The sequence below is a fragment of the Actinoallomurus soli genome (assembly GCF_024055715.1).
GTDB classification, from domain to species: domain Bacteria; phylum Actinomycetota; class Actinomycetes; order Streptosporangiales; family Streptosporangiaceae; genus Actinoallomurus; species Actinoallomurus soli.
In genome coordinates, this window is record NZ_JAMXMV010000003.1 from 583,139 (window position 1) to 600,508 (window position 17,370).

A 17,370-nucleotide genomic window follows, 5' to 3' on the forward strand; every position below is an offset into this window, starting at 1 on the left:
CCGGCCGCCTGCGTCACGACGTAGTGGTCGGCGGTTCTCCCGTATCCACTACTATCCGCGTAGTAGTTTATCCGAGAGTAGGCGATCGACTGCGGAGAGGCGCGATCGCCTCCATGCCGACCAGCCGAAACCTGGAGAATGGATGACGAAGCCGGAAGCCTTCACCGAAGCCGACATCGCCGGCGCCGGCCGCTACACGGTGAAGAAGCTGCCAGAGGTCACTCTGGCCTTCTGGATAATGAAGATCGCCGCGACGACGCTCGGCGAGACCGCGGGCGACCTGTTCGCCCAGACGCTGAAGCTGGGCTACTTCCTCACGACGATCGCCCTGTTCCTCATCTTCCTCGTCACGCTGGTGATCCAGCTCTCCTCGAAGCGGTACAACCCGGTGTTCTACTGGACGGTCATCCTGTCCACGAGCACGGTCGGCACCACGACGTCGGACTTCATCAACCGCGATGCGAGCACCAAGTACCTCCCCGAAGGGGCGAAATCGCTCGGCTGGGGGCCACAGGGTCTCGGCCTGGACTACCCGACCGGCGCCGCGATCCTGGTCTCGATCCTGATCGCCGTCTTCATCATCTGGAAGTTCACGGGGCTGACCTTCGCGATCCGCGACATCGACACCTTCCGCGGCGAAACGCTGTTCTGGTCGGCGATCCTCGTCTCCAACACGCTCGGCACCTCGATGGGCGACTTCCTGTCGGACAGTTCAGGCCTCGGCTACGGCGGCGGTGTCCTGCTCATCACCGGGCTGCTCGCCGCACTCCTCGCGCTCAGATACGTGCCCGCGGTGCCGAACGTGCTGCTGTTCTGGATCGCCTTCGTCCTGACCCGCCCGTTCGGCGCCACCGCCGGCGACCTCCTCACCAAGCCGACCGCGAAAGGCGGCCTCGCCCTCGGCACCGCAGGCTCGTCCACCGTCCTGCTCGCCGTCCTGTTCGCGCTCATCGGCTGGGCCCACATCCGGAACAACCGGCGACCGCTCACGGCGACCACCCGCATCTCCTGACCCGCCGGTCACAGCCGACGGCCAAGGCGTCTGGCCGCTCGATGCCGAGCGGCCAGGGCTGTCTCATATCGGCGCGCGCGTCACCCGGCGAACCGCCGTACGGCCTGCCCGCGGACGCCGACCGTCGCGTGGAAGACGCAGCCGGCGAGCGGGTCGTCACCGGGCGCCAGTCCCTCGCGGGAGGTGGTGATGAACAGCTCGTCACCGTACGGGCCGCCCAGGGCGCAGGCGGTGACCTGCCGTGCCGCGACGGTGACGACCTCGTCGAGCCGGCCGTCGGGGGCGTAGCGGCGTACGGCCGAGCCACCCCACAGCGCGACCCAGACGCCGCCCTCACCGTCGACGGTCAGCCCGTCCGGGGTGCCATCGGCCGGCGCGATCTCCGCGAAGGTCCGCCGGCCGGTCAGCCCCTCCTCGGGCGACCAGTCGAACAGGTCGACGCGTCCCGTCGGGGTGTCCACGTGGTAGGCGGTGGTGCCGTCGGGGTGCCAGTCCAGTCCGTTGGAGATCGTCACCTCGGTCAGCTCACGGGTCACCGACAGGTCGGGGGCCAGCCGGTACAGCGCGCCCCGCCCGGGACCGGCGTCGTAGGCCATCGACCCGCACCAGAAGCTGCCGTCCGGGGCGCACCCGCCCTCGTTCATGCGGACGCCCGGGTCGGCCCAGACCGGTTCGAGCGGCCGTACCGACCCGTCCGGGTCGCACAGCGCGAAGCCGCGCTCGACCCCGATGACCGCGCCGCCGCCGATCCGCGGCCGCAGCGCGGCGGCGACGTCGCCGACGTGGTGGCGATCGACCCGTCCGTCCGGCTCCAGGCTCAGCACGTCGCCGGCCAGCATGTCCACCCACCGCAGGCGGCCGTCGGGCCACCAGACCGGTCCCTCGCCGTGCCGAGCGACGGGTGCGGTCACGGTCAGGGCCTCCACCAGCAGCACCTCCCGGATATTTTCATAATTTATGTTGACGAGCCGTATCGCGCAGGTTAACACTGATGACCACCTCGATCGAGGTGGTCGGCAGGCCGATGGGCTCCGGTGTGTGTTGGAGGTTGGGTTGGATAGACGTCCCCGGCGCTGGGCCGCGCTTGTCGCGGCCGCCGCCGCACTTGTACTCGGCGTCTCGGCGTGCAGCAGTGGCACGCCGGGCGGCGGTTCCTCCGGTTCCGGCGGGTCGGTGAAGGGCAAGTCGCTGCGCGTCGGCGCGGTGTTCCTCGACTCGCAGGGCTTCTACGGCGGGGTCAAGGCCGGTTTCAAGTCCGCCGCCTCGGCCTCCGGCGCCAAGCTCAAGCTGATCGAGAGCAACCCCGGCGACGACGCGTCCAAGGAGGCGTCGTTCGTCTCCACGCTGGTCAGCTCCCGCGTGGACGCCCTGATCATCTCGGCCAGTTCCCAGACCGGCTCGGTGCCGGCCATCCGGTCCGCGGCCAAGGCCGGCATCCCGGTCATCTGCTACAACACCTGCATCGACCAGGCCGACCTCGGCAAGTACGTGTCGGCCTACGTCCAGGGCGACCCGGTCGCGTTCGGCAGGAACACCGGCGAAGCGGCGGCCCGGTACTTCCTTAAGGCCGGCATCACGCACCCCAAGATCGCGGTCGTCAACTGCGAGTTCGTCCAGGTGTGCACGCAGCGCCGGCAGGGCTTCGAAGAGGCGCTGAAGGCCAAGGTGCCCGGCTACCAGCTCGTGTCGAACCAGGCCGGTACCACCGAGGACAAGTCCGTCAGCGTGGCGACCAACCAGATGCAGGCCCACCCGGACCTCGACGCGTTCTACGGCGAGTCCGGCGGGGCCACCTACGGCGCCTACAAGGCGATCCAGTCGGCGAACAAGGCCGGGAAGGTCGTCGTGTTCGGCAGCGACATGACCACCGACATCGCCAAGGCGCTCGCGGACGGCAAGGTGATCAAGAGCATCACCGACATCTCCGGCAAGGTCACCGGCAAGCTGGCCTGGGAGCAGGTCCAGCGGGTCCTCCAGGGCGACAAATCGCTGGGCAAGACCGTGGACGACCCGATCACCGGGTACACCGCGGACGACAAGCCGGCCGTGCAGCAGTGGCTGACGGCGCACGCGGACGGGCTGCCGTAACCATGGCGCCCATCAACGATCGACCTGAGGCCCGGGGCGCCGGGTCGGAGCGCGGCTCCGGCCCGGTGGCCCGGACCCGGGGGGCGGTCCGCCGGTACCCCGGCGTCCTCGCGCTCGACCACGTCGACTTCGAGGTGCGCCCCGGAGAGGTGCGCGCGCTGCTCGGCAAGAACGGCGCCGGCAAGTCGACGCTGATCCGGCTGCTGTCCGGGGTCGAGAAGGCCGACGAGGGCACGGTCGAGATCGCCGGCACGGTCCTCACCGGCGGCGGCAGCCGCGAGGCGAGCCAGCTCGGCGTCGCCACCGTGTACCAGGAGCTCAGCCTCATCCCGCAGCTCAGCGTGGCCGAGAACTACCACCTCGGCGCGCTGCCGACCGGCCGGGGCGGCCTCGTGCGGACCGCGCACATGAAGGACGCCGCGGACGCCGCGCTGGCCGAACTCGGTGTGCGGGTCGACCCGGGCATGCCCGTGGGCGCGCTCCCGGTGGCCGAGCAGCAGATGGTGGAGATCGCCCGCGCTCTGCGCGGATCGCCGAAGCTGCTGATCCTCGACGAGCCGACCAGCTCGCTGGCCGCCGCCGCGGTCGACGTGGTGCTGCAGGCGGTGACCCGGATCGCCGCGTCGGGCGTGGCCATCATCTACGTCAGCCACCGGCTGAACGAGATCAGGCAGATCGCGGACTCCGCCTCGGTCATGCGCGACGGCCGTCTCGTCGAGACCGTCGGCACGAAGGGCGCCAGCAGCGACGACATCGTGTCGCTGATGCTCGGCGACGCCGCGAGTGCCACCGAGGCGCCGGCCCGCCACACCTCCGCGCCGGCGACGGACCGGCCCGTCGTGCTGTCGGTGCGCGACCTCGCGGTGCCGCCCAAGGTGCGCGCGGCCACCTTCGACCTGCATGAGGGCGAGATCCTCGGCATCGCCGGCGTGCTGGGCGCGGGCCGCAGCGAGCTGCTCCGGTCGATCGCCGGTCTCCAGCCGCCCGCGTCCGGCACCCTCACGGTCTTCGGTGAGGAGCTTCGCCGCTGGTCGGTCCGGGACATGATCCGTCGCGGAGTCGGGTTCACCCCGGAGGAGCGCAAGACCGACGGCATCGTCCCGCTGCTCGGCGTCGACGAGAACATCGTCCTCGCCGATCGCCGCTCGGTGCGCCGGGGGCCGCTGCTGTCCGGCAGGCGTCAGCGGGCGGCCGCCGCGAAGCTGGTCTCCGCGCTGTCGGTCCGCACCCCGGACGTCGGCGTGCCGATCGGCGCGCTGTCGGGCGGCAACCAGCAGAAGGCCGTGATCGCCCGGTGGCTGCACCGCGGCAGTCGCGTCCTGCTGCTCGACGAGCCGACCCGCGGCGTCGACGTGCAGGCCAAGGCCCAGATCTACGACCTGGTGCGCGAACTGGCCGACGACGGCGTCAGCATCGTGTTCGTCTCGAACGAGCTCGAGGAACTGCCGCTGGTCTGCAGCCGCGTCGTCGTGCTGCGCGACGGTGCGATCGCCGCGGAGCTGACCGGCGCCGACATCACCGAATCGGCAATCTTCGCCGCCACCCTGGCCGACGGAACCGGGAGCGCGGCCGCGTCCACCACCGGGGAGTCAATGTGAGTTCGACCGCGCAGACGCAGACGGCGCCCGCCGAGGCGGAGCGGCAGGTACGCCGGCTGAGCCTCAGCCGAGGCGTCAATGAGCTCGGCCTGCTCGCCGCCATCATCCTGCTGTACATCGTGCTGGGCGCGAAGGCGGGTGGCTTCCTCACCAGCGGCAACCAGCTGGGCATCCTGCGCGACGCCGCACAGATCGGGATCGCCGCCTGGGGCATGACCCTGGTCATCATCGCCGGTGACATCGACATCTCGATCGGCCCGGCGGTGGCGTTCGGGTCGGTCATGGTCGCCAAGGGCGCCACGAGCTGGGGGCTCGGGGTGCCGCTGGCCGTCGTGGTGACGCTGCTGATCGGCACCGCGATCGGCGCGTTCGCCGGCTTCCTGCGGGCGCGGTTCAACGTGCCGTCCTTCATCGCCACGCTGGGCGTGTACAGCGCCCTGCGCGGCCTCGCCCAGTTCATCAGCAACGCGCTACCGGTCCCGCTGCCGAACTCGGGGTTCTTCGACTTCCTGGCCGGATCGATCGCCGGCGTGCCGACTCCGGCCGTGGTGATGATCCTGCTTCTGGTCGTCTTCCTCGTCATCGCGTTGAAGACGCCGTACGGCCGGGCGGTCTACGCGCTGGGAGGCAACCCCCGCGCCGCGGAACTGGCCGGCATCCCGGTCAAACGGATCCGGATCTCGCTGTTCGCCGTGAACGGTCTGCTCGCCGCCATCACCGGTGTGCTGCTCGCCGCGCGCCTCGGCTCGGGCAACGGCGGGTCGGCGATGGGCCTGGAGTTCGACGTCATCGCGGCGGTCGTCATCGGCGGCACGGCGCTGGCCGGTGGTTCGGGATCGATCCTGGCCACCGCTCTGGGCGTCATCTTCATCACGCTGATCGGCAACGGCCTGGTCCTGCTGGGCGTCAACCAGTTCCTCCAGGACGTCGTACGCGGCGTGATCATCGTGCTCGCCGTGCTCGTCAACGTCCTGCTCGGCCGCCGCAACCGATTGACCTCCTGATGACAACCACCATCGACACTGACATGAAGGTGTGATCGTGTCCGATATTCCGCAGCGCATGCGCGGCGTGTACCTGCCCGGCGACTCCACCGCGGTCGTCCGCGACGTCGAGGTCCCCGAGCCGGGCCCGGGCGAGCTGCTGGTCCGTGTCGGCGCGTCCGGCATCTGCGGCAGCGACATCGGCTACATCTACCGCGGCTACAAGGGCCATCGCGGTGAAGAGGGCGCGGCGTACCGCGGCGTGGTGGCCGGGCACGAGCCGGCGGGGACCGTCGTCGCCGCCGGCCCGCAGACGCGGCGCTTCGGCGCCGGCGACCGGGTCCTGGCGTACCACATCGTCGGGTGCGGGGTGTGCCACAACTGCCGGGGCGGCTGGATGATCAGCTGCACCGGGGCGACCCGCGCGGCCTACGGCTGGCAGCGCGACGGCGGCCACGCCGACTACATCCTGGTGGACGAGCGCACCGCGATCGCGCTTCCGGACGAGCTGTCGTTCGTCGACGGCGCGCTGATCGCCTGTGGCTTCGGCACCGCGTACGAGGGGCTGCACCGGCTGGGCGTCACCGGTGCCGACGACGTGGTCGTGGTGGGTCTCGGCCCGGTCGGCCTGGCGGCGGCGATGATCGCCCGGGGCATGGGCGCGCGCCGCGTCATCGGCATCGAGCCCAGCGCCGTACGGCGCGGCTGGGCCGACGGCCTGGACCTGTTCGACGCGACCGCCCATCCGGACGACGCCACCGAGGCGGTCGCCCAGGCGACCTCCGGAGTCGGCGCCCAGGCCGTCATCGACTGTTCGGGCAGCCGGGCCGGTCGCAGCACCGCGATCGAGTCGGCGGCCGAGTGGGGCCGGGTGTCGCTGGTCGGTGAGGGCGGGACCCTGGAGACCGAGGTGTCCGACGCCCTGCTGCACAAGCAGCTCACGCTGTACGCGTCGTGGGTCACCTCGGTGCAGGGGATGGAGCGGATCACCGCCGACCTGGTGCGCTGGGGCCTGCGCCCGGAGGCGGTCGTCAGCGACCGCTTCGACCTCGACCGGGCCGACGACGCGTACCGGCTCGCGGCCGGGGAGAGCCGGGGCAAGGTCGTGCTGATCCCGGGGTACCGGGCTCATGACTGACGTCCCATCCGGGTCCGTCGAGGTCACCGTCGACAGGTCCGGGCCCGACGAGGTCGTCTGGCTGCGCGCCGGCGCGATCGAGGTCGGCGCGGTGCCCGCGCTGGGCGGGCGCATCCTCGCGCTCCGCCTCGCCGGCCACGAGACGCTGTACCGCAACGACGCGCTGCTCGACGAACGGCTCCACCGCCGCGCCGACCACGGCCCGGAGCCCGACGGCACGATGGCGACCTGGCGGAACTACGGAGGCGACAAGACCTGGCCGGCCCCGCAGGGCTGGGACGGTCCCGGGCAGTGGGCCGGCCCGCCCGACCCCGTACTGGACTCGGGCCCCTACGCCTGGACGGTCGCCGAGTACGGCGAGCGCGCACGGCTGACCATGACCAGCGGCGCCGATCCGCGCAGCGGGCTGACCGTCGTACGGGAGGTCGACGTCGAGACCGGCACCAGCACGGTCACGGTCACCCACCGGCTGGTCAACACCGGTGACCGCCCGGTGCGCTGGGCGCCGTGGAACGTGCTCCAGCTCCCGGGGCCGGAGGCCGGTACCGGCGACGGCTGGTTCGCCGGGGTGGACGACGGCGCGGTACCGGTGCGCGGGCTGCTCGCCGGCACCGGCCTGCCGGCGTGGACGGTCGACGCGGGCGTCGCCCGCGTCGCCGGTCAGGACGTCGTCGGGAAGCTGGCGCTGCCCGGGGCGTCCGGCTGGCTCGCCACGGTCCGTGGCGGGCACACCGTCACCCAGCACTTCGCCGTCGACCCGGCGGGGCGGTACCCCGACGAGGGGGCGCGCGCCGAGGTGTGGCTGGAGTGCCCGCAGGAGCGGGGCATCGAGTCGCTCGGCGGCCTGCGGCCCACCGCCCGGATCCTGGAGAGCGAGGTGGTGGGCCGGCTCGCGGACCTCGCGCCCGGCGAGCACACCGAGCTGACCGTACGGCTGTCGGTGTGCCGCGGCACCGGTACGCCGCGCCGCGTCCGCCCGGCCGGCGTCGTGCTGCGCGAGCTCACCGCGGAGCACACCGCCGGCGGCCTGCGGCTCACCGGTGACTTCGCCGCGTTCGCCGACGGCGACGTGGTCTGCCGGATCCTCGGCGCCGACGGCCGGCCGCTCGCCGAGCGTCCCGTCGCGACCGCCCGTGCCGGTGCGGAGCTGTCGCTCGACGTGCGCCTCGCGGGCGCGGCCGGAGCGCACGCCGTCGAGCTCCGGGTGGCGCGTCCGGACGGCCCCGCGTCGGCACTCGATACTGCGATGATCAAGCCGACGCTGCGAGACTCTGGGAGTACCTCATCGTGACAGCTTCGGATTTCGACCGGCGCGTCGTCGCCGTGACCGGCGCGGCCGCCGGCATCGGAGCGGCGACCGCCCGGCACGTCGCCGCGCAGGGCGCGGCCGTGCTGGTGTGCGACATCGATCCGCGCGGTGAACAGGTCGTCGCCGAGATCGCCGCCGCCGGCGGCACCGCCGCCCACATCGCCGCCGACGCCGCCTCGGAGACCGACTGGCAGCGGGTCGCCGACCTCGCGGCCGACCGGTTCGGCGGTCTCGACGTCCTGGTCAGCAACGCGGCCACCGTCGAGGTGGCGCCCGCCGACCGGATGAGCCTGGCGTCGTGGGACCGGCAGCTCGCCGTGAACCTGACCGGCACCTTCCTCGGCGTCCGGGCCTGCCTGCCGTACCTGCGGGAGAGGCGCGGCAACGCCGTCGTCGTCTCGTCGGTGCACGCCGTCGTCGGCCTGCCCGGCCACCCCGCCTACGCGGCGGCCAAGGGCGGGCTCACCGCGCTCACCCGGCAGCTCGCGGTCGAGTACGGACCCGAGGTGCGGGTCAACTGCGTACTGCCCGGCCCGATCCTGACCCAGGCGTGGGACCGGGTCTCCGAACCGGACCGTCAGGCGAGCATCGAGGCCACCGTCCTGCGCCGGTTCGGGCGGCCCGAGGAGGTCGCCGAGGCGATCGGGTTCCTGGCGTCCACCCGGGCCGCCTTCGTCACCGGCACCACCCTGACCGTCGACGGCGGGTGGAGCATCGTGAAGGACTCGGCATGAGTGAGCGGAGCGAGCGAATCGTGAGCACGGCGCCTCTGGTCACTCCTCCGACGAAGGAGGGCGCATGACCGCCCGGGTCGAGCCGGCATCCGAGCCGGACGACGGGTCATCGACCCGCGCCTCGATGAGCCGTCGTCGCGGGGTGCACGCCGAGGTCGTCGAGATCATCGGCCATCGCATCGTGAGCGGCGAGCTGCCCGAAGGCGCCACCATCAACGTCAACGCGCTCGAGGAAGAGCTCGACATCAGCCTGACGGCGGTGCGGGAGGCGTTGAAAGTGCTGGGCGCGAAGGGACTGGTGTACGCACGGCAGAAGCGGGGCACGTTCGTCCAGCCGCGCGCCAACTGGCACCTGCTGGACGCGGACGTCATCCGGTGGCGGTTCGCCGACGGCGTCGACCACCGGTTCCTGGCCCAGCTCGACGAGGTGCGCGAGATCATCGAGCCGGCGGCGGCGCGGCTCGCGGCCCAACGCCGCACCGACGCCGACCTCGAACGGCTGGAGCGCGCGCTGAACGCGATGGTGGCCGCCGACGGCCCCGAGCAGGCGGTCTCCGCGGACCTGGCCTTCCACCGGGCACTGCTGGTCGCGGCGCAGAACGAACTACTGGAACAGATGGAGATCGTGCTGGAGGTCGGCCTCGCCCGACGTGACCAGATCGTGCATGCGGCCGGTCACATCGACGACGCGATCCCCAGCCACTCGGCGGTGCTGGAGGCGGTTCGCGACGGTGACCCCGGCGCGGCCGAGCGGGCCGTACGGGACCTGCTGACCAAGGCGCAGGTCGACTCGCAACGGGCCGCGGCATCGCGACAGCACGGGAGGGTGCCGCGTGAAGATTGACCGGATCGAGACCTTCCTCGTCCCACCACGATGGCTGTTCTGCCGCGTCGAGACCGACGACGGCCTCGTCGGCTGGGGCGAGCCCGTCGTCGAGGGGCGCGCGGAGGTCGTCCGCACCACGGTGGAACTCTTCGCCGAGTACCTGGTCGGCCGCGATCCCATGCGCATCCAGGACCACTGGCAGGTGATGACCAAGGGCGGCTTCTACCACGGCGGCCCGGAGCTCTCCAGCGCCGTGGCCGGGCTGGACCAGGCCCTGTGGGACATCGCCGGGAAGTCGCTCGGCCTGCCGGTGCACGCCCTGCTCGGCGGCCATGTCCGCGACCGGGTCCGGATGTACTCCTGGGTCGGCGGCGACGAGCCCGCGGAGCTCCGTGACGCGGTCCAGGAACAGATCGAGCACGGCTTCACCGCGGTGAAGATGAACGCCTCCGGCCGGTTCCCCTCCGCGGCCTCGCCGGCCGACACCCGGGCGGTGATCGAGCGCGCGGAGACGGTCCGCTCGGTCCTCGGGCCGGAGCGCGACATGGCCCTGGACTTCCACGGCCGGGTCAGCGTCGCCGACGCCAAGCGACTGCTCGTCGCGCTGGAGCCGCTGCATCCGCTGTTCGTCGAGGAGCCCGTGCTGCCCGAGCACGGCGGGCGGCTCGCCGAGGTCGTCGCGAGCAGCAGTGTGCCGGTCGCGTGCGGGGAGCGGCTCTACTCGCGGTCGGAGTTCCTGGGGCCGCTCCAGGCGGGCATCGCGGTGGCGCAGCCGGACCTGTCGCACGCCGGCGGCATCACCGAGGTCCGCCGGATCGCGGCGCTGGCCGAGACGTTCGACGTGCTGCTCGCCCCGCACTGCCCGCTCGGGCCGATCGCGCTGGCGGCGAGCCTGCAGGTGGCGTTCACGACGCCGAACTTCCTGATCCAGGAGCAGAGCGCCGGCATCCACTACAACCAGGGCGCAGACCTGCTCGACTACATCACCGACCGCCGTCCGTTCGACTTCACGGGCGGTTACGCGTCGCTGCCCACCGGTCCCGGCCTCGGCGTCGAGATCGACGAGGCCAGCGTCCGGCGTGCCGACGAGAACGGCCACGCCTGGCGCAACCCGATCTGGCGCGACAAGGACGGAGCGTTCACCGCATGGTAGCCACCGACGAATTCCGATCGCTGCTCCGGCGCGACGGGCTGCTGGCGATCGTCCGCGGCACCGACCCCGAGGCGTGCGTCGCCTCGGTCCAGGTCCTTGCCGATGCGGGCGTCCGGCTGGTCGAGGTGTCCCTCACCGGCACCGACGCCGTGAAGGTCATCGAGCGGCTGGCGGCCGCCGGGCTCGGGATCACCCTCGGCGCCGGAACCGTGCTCACCGCGGCCGACGCCCGCCGGGTCCAGGACGCCGGCGCCGCGTTCGTCGTCACGCCCGGCGCCTCCCCCGGCGTCGCCGAGGCGGCCCGGCTCGGCCTGCCGGTCCTCGCGGGATGCCTCACCCCGAGCGAGGTGATCGCGGCGGACCAGGCCGGCCACATCGTCAAGCTGTTCCCCGCGTCGACGTACGGCCCGTCGTACCTGCGCGCGCTGCGCGACCCGCTGCCGCACACCGACGTCGTACCGGTCGGCGGGGTCGATGTGGACACCGCACGGGAGTACCTGTCCTGCGGGGCGATCGCCGTGGGCGCCGCGTCACCCCTGCTCGGCGACGCGCCGCACGGCGGAGACCTGACGGCGCTCGCCGCGCGGGCGGCGCGCTTCCGCACCGCGGTCGACAAGGCGCGCCGGCCATGACCGACGTCCTCACCGTCGGCGAGACCATGGCCTCGATGCGCGCGGGCGCGCCCCTGCGGCTCGGCGGGCCGATGTCGCTGTCGGTCGCGGGCGCGGAGAGCAACGTCGCCATCGGCCTCGCCCGGCTCGGCCACGGCGTCGGCTGGGTGGGCGTCGTCGGCGCCGACGAGCTCGGCACGCTGGTACTCCGGACGCTGCGCGCCGAGGGCGTCACGCTGGAGGCGGCCCGGGTCGATCCGGACCGCCCTACGGGGGTGATGGTGGTCGAACGCCGCATCGGCGACCTCAGCAGCGTCATCTACCACCGCTCCGGGTCCGCCGGCTCGACCGTGTCCGCCGAGGACGTCGCGGCCGGCTTCCGCGTACCGCCGTCCTGGGTGCACCTGACCGGGATCACGCCGGCGCTCGGCGAGCGGGCACGGGGAGCCGTCGACGCCGCCGTCGCCCGGGCGCGCGACACCGGCGTACCGGTCAGTCTCGATGTGAACTTCCGGCGCCGGCTGTGGACGGAGAGCGCGGCCGCGGAGTGCCTGCGCCGGCTGGCGCCCCGGACGCGCCTGCTGATCGCCTCCGAGGACGAGCTGCACCTGGCCGCGCCGGCGGCCGCCCGTACCGAGGAGGACCGGGTCGCCGCATTGCTCGACGCCGGCGTCGACGAGGTCGTCATCAAGCGCGGAGCGCGCGGCGCGTCACTGTACGGCGCCGACGGCCGGGTCGACCGCCCGGCTCGTACGGTGCGGGTGGCCGACACGATCGGCGCGGGTGACGCGTTCGTCGCGGGGCTGCTGTCCGGGACGCTCGACGACCTCGACGTGCCCGCCCGGCTCGAGCGGGCGGTCGCCTGCGGGGCGTTCGCCGTGGCATCCACCGGCGACTGGGAGGGCCTGCCGACCCGCGCCGACCTGGCCCTGCTCGACCTCGAGGCCGGCACCGCCCAGCGATGACGAGCACATCGTCAGCCGTTCCCGGAACTCCGGCGGTTCCCGGCGTGACGTGTCGCCGTCGGCGTCCAGACCTTCCAACTCGAAGACCCGCCCCGAGGCCGCCTTCCCCCTGCACCGTGTCATGGCCACGGCAGCGGTTGAGAGCGACCACGACCTCGAGTCAGAAAGTGACGCCTCTTCCTCGGACCGTGGCGACGACGCGGGCGGAGACGACGAGGGAGAAGTTGACGAGCAGCACGTGCGGCTGATTGCTCCCCTGCTCGGCGACCAACAGCCGCGCCACCGCCCCATCCTGCATCCAGCCCACCAGCTGATCTTCCGTAGGGGGCTCGTCGTGGAGGAGCAGCTTCCAATCCGTGGTCTGTCCCACCACCCGCAGATGGAGCTCGGTCATGGGCTTGGAAACAGGCATCTCAACCCCGCAGTCGCCGCTGAGAACAGTCTATGACCTGGGGCGCGGCGGCCTGTCCCGTGAACGTCTTAGGCGCCGGCGGTGCGAGTCACCGCGGGGCGCGGGGAGCGGCGGTTCCGCGGGCGGCGACGCCCCGGCACCGAGCCGCCGTCTCGGGAGCCTGCGGTGGCCGGAGAGGGCAGGGTCACGGGGATGCCGGAGGGCGTGCGGGCACCGGTGATGCGACTGAGTTCGGCATCGCCGGACCGCACGCGCGTCGATTGCGGCGTGATGCCCGCGGTGGCCATCAGCCGGTCCATGTCGCGGCGCTGGCCGGGCAGGACCAACGTGACCACGGTGCCGGATTCGCCGGCGCGGGCGGTGCGGCCGCCCCGGTGCAGGTAGTCCTTGTGGTCGTTGGGCGGATCGACGTTGACGACCAGATCCAGTCCGTCGATGTGGATGCCGCGCGCGGCGACGTTGGTGGCGACGAGTACGGTGACGTCTCCGGTGCGGAACTGCTCCAGCGTGCGATTACGCTGCGGCTGGGACTTACCGCCGTGCAGCGCCGCGGCGCGTACACCTCCGCTGAGGAGCTTGCGGGTCAGCCGGTCCGCGGCGTGCTTCATGTCGACGAACATGATGACGCGGCCATCGCGGGCGGCGATGTGTGCGGTCGTGTCGTGCTTGTCCGCCTCCGTGACGTGCAGCAGGTGGTGCTCCATGGTGGTCACCGCCCCCGCCGACGGGTCGACCGAGTGGGTCACCGGATCGGTGAGGAAGCGGCGGACCAGACGGTCGACGTTGCGGTCAAGGGTCGCGGAGAACAACATCCGCTGACCTCCCGGGGCCACCTGTTCCAGCAGCGCGGTGACCTGCGGCAGGAAACCCATGTCGGCCATTTGATCCGCCTCGTCCAAGACGGTGATGCGTACGTGGTCCAGGCGGCAGGCGCCTCGGTTGATCAGATCCGCGAGCCGACCCGGAGTGGCGACCAGGATCTCCGCTCCCCGGTTGAGAGCGGCGGCCTGCCGTGAGATCGATACGCCCCCGACGACGGTGGCCGATCGAAGGTCGACGGACCTGGCGTAGGGGGTGAGGGCTTCGGTGACCTGCTGGGCCAGTTCCCGGGTGGGGACGAGCACCAAGGCCAGCGGCCTACGCGGCTCAGCGCGCCGACCGGCGCTTCGAGCGAGCATCGCCAGCCCGAACGCGAGGGTCTTTCCGGAGCCGGTACGGCCGCGGCCGAGGACATCGCGGCCGTTCAGGGCGTCCGGAAGGGTCGCGGCCTGGATGGGGAACGGTTCCGTCACGCCTTGCCGGGTCAATGTGGACAGCAGGGCCGCCGGCATCTCCAGCTCGGCGAACGACGCGGCCGGAGGGAGGGGCGGCGTCGAGCTCACGGTGCGCGCGAAGTCGCTCTGCCGGGCGGCCGGTCGACGCGGAGCCCCGGTACGGGAGTGCGGGGAGCGACTGTGGGACGGGCGGGTGTAATGGGTCATGCTGAACCTTCCTGAAAGCGGCACGTTTCGAGGAAGGCTCCTCAGCCCCTGGCCTGAAGCAATCGCAAGAACGAACCAAAGTGAGCCGCGATGCAGCGCCGAAGCCGAAGAGGCGCGGGCGTCAAGACGGCCGATGCCCCTCGCGGAAGGGCGGCTGAGGGCCGAACTCAGATCGAGCTGCACACCGGCCGGCGGCCGGGGACAGGGGGCCGTGCGGCGGATCTCCGCCAAGGGCCGCACCCTGGAACGGCAACCGTCGTTACCGTGGGAAACGAAGAAATCAAGACCGGTGAGCAGGGCCCGAACTTCACGTACGGGCCCTGCGACACACCGCGTTACCTCAGGCGGGAACGATGTTCTCCGCCTGGAGGCCCTTCTGGCCCTGCGTGATGTCGAACTGGACCTTCTGGCCCTCCTGCAGCTCACGGAAGCCCTGAGCCGCGATGTTGGAGTAGTGGGCGAAGACGTCGGCGCCGCCGCCGTCCTGCTCGATGAAGCCGAAGCCCTTTTCTGCGTTGAACCACTTCACGGTGCCGGTAGCCATAGCCGTTTCCTTCCGGGGTCTTGACGGAGCCCGCACCTTGCGAGCCTCGCGTCGCCGTAATGACCCCACCCGGATGACTCCGGTGAAACAAAAATGCGCCTGAGGTTAGAACCAGCAGGCGCACATAAGTTTATGGGAACCACAACTGCAACACCGCTACCGTACCACCGATAGATGAAGCGAGCAACCTGGCCGGCCACCTCCGTGCCTCCGGCCGTCCTCCTGTCCTATCGAGGACGTGCACGGCATCGTGGTCCTGGGCACGGTCGGTGGTCCCCGGACGACGATCCGGGGACCACCATGCGTTCAGGACAAAAGGCGACGTGCCCGCCCCTCAACGACTCGTTTCCTCACCACCGGCCCGACGTCAGTGGCCGAAGCGGAACCAGTTGATGTTGATGAAGTCCCAGAGCTGGTTGCTCACGTACGAGAAGTACACGTCGTGCACTCCCGTGACCCCGCTCACACCGACCGAGATCGTCGACCAGTTCTGCCACCACCCGGTCTTGACGTTGTAGAGGGTGGCGACGGGCGCGTTCCCCGGATCGTCCAGCCGCACCTCGACCCGGCCGTATCCGTCGTCCTGAGCGCTCGCGACGCGGGCGTAGAGCTGCGTCGCGGGCGTGGATCCGAAATCGATGTTCTTGTACAGCGCCCAGTCACCGCTGGCGGCTGAAGCGGTGTCCTTGCCGCCGCCGACGTCGGTCGAGGTCTCGGTGCTCAGGTGCTTCGACTTCCGGGCGAACGACTCGGCCTGGATCGTGCGGTAGGCGTCGCGTCCGCTCCGCGCGGGCGCATTCCCACCGGACCTGGGGCTCTTGGCCGGACGCACGCTCCGGACGAAGCGACGGGTCGGCGAGGGTGTCGCCGCCGGCGGTAGTGACGCGGTCGGCGATGCCTCCGGCGTCGGCGGCAGGACGATGTAGGGCGCCGTCTCGCCGCCCTGCTGCGCGGCCACCTCGGCGAGAGTCATCCGTTTCGGAGACGACGATCGCGTCGCGCCCGTCCTCTTGGCGGCATGGACCCTGCCGCCGACGTCGGCCGCGTTGATGCCGGCGTCGGCGCGCGGCGAGGCCGGGGGCTGCCGGCCGGTCACCAGGGGCTGGGTGGACGCGGGCGGTGTCGTCTTGTTCTTCGATCCCTTCGTGCCCGGGGCGACGGGCTGCCGGCCGGCGTTGCCCGGAGCCGACGGTCCCGGGCCGGGCGCCACCGGGTTCATCGTCACGCCGACGGTCGACCCCGACGGTTGCACAGCCGGGTTCGCACGGCCGTTCTGTGCGGCCAGGGCCAGCTGACGCGTGTGCTCGGAGGCAGCCTGCTTGTGACGGTACGAGACCATCGCGCCGATGCCGAAGGCCGCCCCGGCGACCAGGACCAACGCGGCCCCGCCCGCCAGGACTCGCGAACCGACCTGCGGCTGCGACTTCGGCTGCCACGCGGTCCGGGTGAAGGCGTTGACGAGGTCCGCGCGCTCCTGGCGCCGACGTTCGTTCTCGTTCAGGTCGCTCAACTGCTGTACTCCTCAATGTGCTGGAGCGGATTCGTTTCCGGCGCATCGCCGCAGCGGGCGTGGCGTCACCTCATGAAGGTCCAGAGGTGGTCGTCCTGGAGGCTGCACGGGTAGATCGTGAGATTGGCGTTCGGGCCTCCGGATCCGTGCAGGCCGGAGACGTCGAGGCATCGGTGGCCCGGAGAGGAGAAGGAACGGATCCAGAACTTCCCGGGCGCCTTCTTGTCGAGGTACCACATCTGGTTGTCGACGCCGCCCGGCTTGCAGTAGTACTCCACGACGCCGGCCACGGACACGGAGCCCTCACCGGGCAGGTCCATGCAAAGGCCGTCCTTGGAGTTGCGAATGGTGAACAGGTCGGCGCCGTTCGGTCCGAGGCCCTTCTGACCCACCACCAGATCCCAGCGCTGGTTGTCGACGTCGGGCTCGACGCAGGGGAACTGATTCACCGAGCCGTTCAGCGACCCGTAACCGGACCCGGGCAGGTCGGCGCACATCCCGGTCATGACGTTGTGGATCAGCACGTGGGCGACCGACGAGAACCGGGGGCCCTGCGGCAGCCCGGACCGCGACGACCGGCCCGCGGCCGAGACCCTTCCGCGAGAGCTCTTGTGCCGGGCCGCGGTGGTGCCGACAGGTGCCGAGCCGGGCTGTTCGGCCGTCGGCGGCTTGTGCGCGGCCGGGGTCGGCAACGGGGTCGGGGTCAGCGTCGGGACCTGCGTGACCACGGGGGACTGCGTCGCGCCGGGACCGGTCATCGCCGCCATCCGCGTCCGCTGCTCGGCCGCCGTCTTGGAGTGGTGCGAGGTCACCGCTCCGATGGCGAACGCCCCGCCGGCGACGGCGATCAGCGCGACCCCGCCCGCCAGGATCCGCGGGACTGCATTGGGCCGTTCGCTGGGCTGCCAGGCGCGGCGGCTGAAGGCCTTGACAAGGTCGGCGCGTTGCCGGCGCTGCCGTTCGGGCGTGTTCTGGTCGTCCATGTGTGCTTCCTTGACTTGTTAAT

The 17,370-nt window shown here is 71.7% G+C and carries 17 protein-coding genes; 11 read left to right on the top strand and 6 right to left on the bottom strand.

Annotated features, from left to right (window positions below):
* Nucleotides 1-142 precede the first annotated feature (142 nt).
* A complete protein-coding gene (locus NDW01_RS11800) occupies nucleotides 143-1,012 on the top strand; it encodes a COG4705 family protein (protein ID WP_252819793.1) in 870 nt (289 codons plus the stop codon).
* 80 nt (nucleotides 1,013-1,092) lie between these two features.
* Here NDW01_RS11800 and NDW01_RS11805 read toward each other — a convergent pair whose 3' ends face one another.
* Nucleotides 1,093-1,947, bottom strand: a complete 855-nt coding sequence (locus NDW01_RS11805) for an SMP-30/gluconolactonase/LRE family protein (RefSeq protein ID WP_252819795.1) — start codon at nucleotides 1,945-1,947, stop codon at nucleotides 1,093-1,095.
* A gap of 118 nt (nucleotides 1,948-2,065) precedes the next feature.
* Between NDW01_RS11805 and NDW01_RS11810 the strand changes: the two genes are divergently transcribed.
* From NDW01_RS11810 to NDW01_RS11855, 10 genes are all read left to right on the top strand, one after another.
* Nucleotides 2,066-3,100 (top strand): substrate-binding domain-containing protein, encoded by a 1,035-nt coding sequence (locus tag NDW01_RS11810; protein ID WP_252819798.1) that lies wholly within the window; start codon nucleotides 2,066-2,068, stop codon nucleotides 3,098-3,100.
* Between the two features lie 2 nt (nucleotides 3,101-3,102).
* Complete coding sequence (locus NDW01_RS11815) at nucleotides 3,103-4,698, top strand: sugar ABC transporter ATP-binding protein (RefSeq protein ID WP_252819801.1); 1,596 nt, start codon at nucleotides 3,103-3,105, stop codon at nucleotides 4,696-4,698.
* Complete coding sequence (locus tag NDW01_RS11820; RefSeq protein WP_252819804.1) at nucleotides 4,695-5,702, top strand: ABC transporter permease; 1,008 nt, start codon at nucleotides 4,695-4,697, stop codon at nucleotides 5,700-5,702. The genes NDW01_RS11815 and NDW01_RS11820 overlap by 4 nt, the downstream gene beginning before the upstream one ends.
* A 37-nt stretch (nucleotides 5,703-5,739) precedes the next feature.
* On the top strand, nucleotides 5,740-6,819 hold the full coding sequence (locus NDW01_RS11825; RefSeq protein WP_252819805.1) for a zinc-dependent alcohol dehydrogenase family protein: 1,080 nt from the start codon (nucleotides 5,740-5,742) through the stop codon (nucleotides 6,817-6,819).
* A complete protein-coding gene (locus NDW01_RS11830) occupies nucleotides 6,812-8,110 on the top strand; it encodes a DUF4380 domain-containing protein (protein WP_252819806.1) in 1,299 nt (432 codons plus the stop codon). Before NDW01_RS11825 ends, NDW01_RS11830 begins: the two co-directional genes overlap by 8 nt.
* Nucleotides 8,107-8,862, top strand: coding sequence for an SDR family NAD(P)-dependent oxidoreductase (locus NDW01_RS11835; protein WP_252819810.1), 756 nt, complete (start codon nucleotides 8,107-8,109; stop codon nucleotides 8,860-8,862). The genes NDW01_RS11830 and NDW01_RS11835 overlap by 4 nt, the downstream gene beginning before the upstream one ends.
* A gap of 64 nt (nucleotides 8,863-8,926) precedes the next feature.
* A complete protein-coding gene (locus NDW01_RS11840; protein WP_252819812.1) occupies nucleotides 8,927-9,706 on the top strand; it encodes a FadR/GntR family transcriptional regulator in 780 nt (259 codons plus the stop codon).
* A complete protein-coding gene (gene dgoD, locus NDW01_RS11845; protein ID WP_252819813.1) occupies nucleotides 9,696-10,841 on the top strand; it encodes a galactonate dehydratase in 1,146 nt (381 codons plus the stop codon). The genes NDW01_RS11840 and dgoD overlap by 11 nt, the downstream gene beginning before the upstream one ends.
* Nucleotides 10,835-11,473, top strand: coding sequence for a bifunctional 4-hydroxy-2-oxoglutarate aldolase/2-dehydro-3-deoxy-phosphogluconate aldolase (locus tag NDW01_RS11850; protein WP_252819815.1), 639 nt, complete (start codon nucleotides 10,835-10,837; stop codon nucleotides 11,471-11,473). The genes dgoD and NDW01_RS11850 overlap by 7 nt, the downstream gene beginning before the upstream one ends.
* A complete protein-coding gene (locus NDW01_RS11855; RefSeq protein ID WP_252819818.1) occupies nucleotides 11,470-12,417 on the top strand; it encodes a sugar kinase in 948 nt (315 codons plus the stop codon). The genes NDW01_RS11850 and NDW01_RS11855 overlap by 4 nt, the downstream gene beginning before the upstream one ends.
* Before the next feature lie 160 nt (nucleotides 12,418-12,577).
* Here the strand turns inward: NDW01_RS11855 and NDW01_RS11860 are convergent, their stop codons facing one another.
* The 5 genes from NDW01_RS11860 to NDW01_RS11880 form a co-directional block, all read right to left on the bottom strand.
* Nucleotides 12,578-12,811, bottom strand: coding sequence for a hypothetical protein (locus tag NDW01_RS11860; protein ID WP_252819820.1), 234 nt, complete (start codon nucleotides 12,809-12,811; stop codon nucleotides 12,578-12,580).
* Nucleotides 12,812-12,897: 86 nt separating this feature from the next.
* Nucleotides 12,898-14,310 (bottom strand): DEAD/DEAH box helicase, encoded by a 1,413-nt coding sequence (locus NDW01_RS11865; protein WP_252819822.1) that lies wholly within the window; start codon nucleotides 14,308-14,310, stop codon nucleotides 12,898-12,900.
* A 340-nt stretch (nucleotides 14,311-14,650) separates the two neighbouring features.
* Nucleotides 14,651-14,854 (bottom strand): cold-shock protein, encoded by a 204-nt coding sequence (locus tag NDW01_RS11870; protein ID WP_252819824.1) that lies wholly within the window; start codon nucleotides 14,852-14,854, stop codon nucleotides 14,651-14,653.
* Between the two features lie 367 nt (nucleotides 14,855-15,221).
* Nucleotides 15,222-16,364, bottom strand: a complete 1,143-nt coding sequence (locus NDW01_RS11875) for a carbohydrate-binding protein (RefSeq protein WP_252819826.1) — start codon at nucleotides 16,362-16,364, stop codon at nucleotides 15,222-15,224.
* Between the two features lie 65 nt (nucleotides 16,365-16,429).
* A complete protein-coding gene (locus tag NDW01_RS11880; protein ID WP_252819828.1) occupies nucleotides 16,430-17,347 on the bottom strand; it encodes an RICIN domain-containing protein in 918 nt (305 codons plus the stop codon).
* Between the last annotated feature and the right edge of the window lie 23 nt (nucleotides 17,348-17,370).

What these genes read in the sequence shown, in the direction of transcription:
- NDW01_RS11865 (WP_252819822.1), bottom strand. Translation starts at nt 14,310, where the DNA reads ATGACCCATTACACCCGCCCGTCCCACAGTCGCTCCCCGCACTCCCGT.
- NDW01_RS11855 (WP_252819818.1), top strand. Translation starts at nt 11,470, where the DNA reads ATGACCGACGTCCTCACCGTCGGCGAGACCATGGCCTCGATGCGCGCG.
- NDW01_RS11830 (WP_252819806.1), top strand. Translation starts at nt 6,812, where the DNA reads ATGACTGACGTCCCATCCGGGTCCGTCGAGGTCACCGTCGACAGGTCC.
- NDW01_RS11880 (WP_252819828.1), bottom strand. Translation starts at nt 17,347, where the DNA reads ATGGACGACCAGAACACGCCCGAACGGCAGCGCCGGCAACGCGCCGAC.
- NDW01_RS11800 (WP_252819793.1), top strand. Translation starts at nt 143, where the DNA reads ATGACGAAGCCGGAAGCCTTCACCGAAGCCGACATCGCCGGCGCCGGC.
- NDW01_RS11870 (WP_252819824.1), bottom strand. Translation starts at nt 14,854, where the DNA reads ATGGCTACCGGCACCGTGAAGTGGTTCAACGCAGAAAAGGGCTTCGGC.
- NDW01_RS11840 (WP_252819812.1), top strand. Translation starts at nt 8,927, where the DNA reads ATGACCGCCCGGGTCGAGCCGGCATCCGAGCCGGACGACGGGTCATCG.
- NDW01_RS11850 (WP_252819815.1), top strand. Translation starts at nt 10,835, where the DNA reads ATGGTAGCCACCGACGAATTCCGATCGCTGCTCCGGCGCGACGGGCTG.
- NDW01_RS11860 (WP_252819820.1), bottom strand. Translation starts at nt 12,811, where the DNA reads ATGACCGAGCTCCATCTGCGGGTGGTGGGACAGACCACGGATTGGAAG.
- NDW01_RS11815 (WP_252819801.1), top strand. Translation starts at nt 3,103, where the DNA reads ATGGCGCCCATCAACGATCGACCTGAGGCCCGGGGCGCCGGGTCGGAG.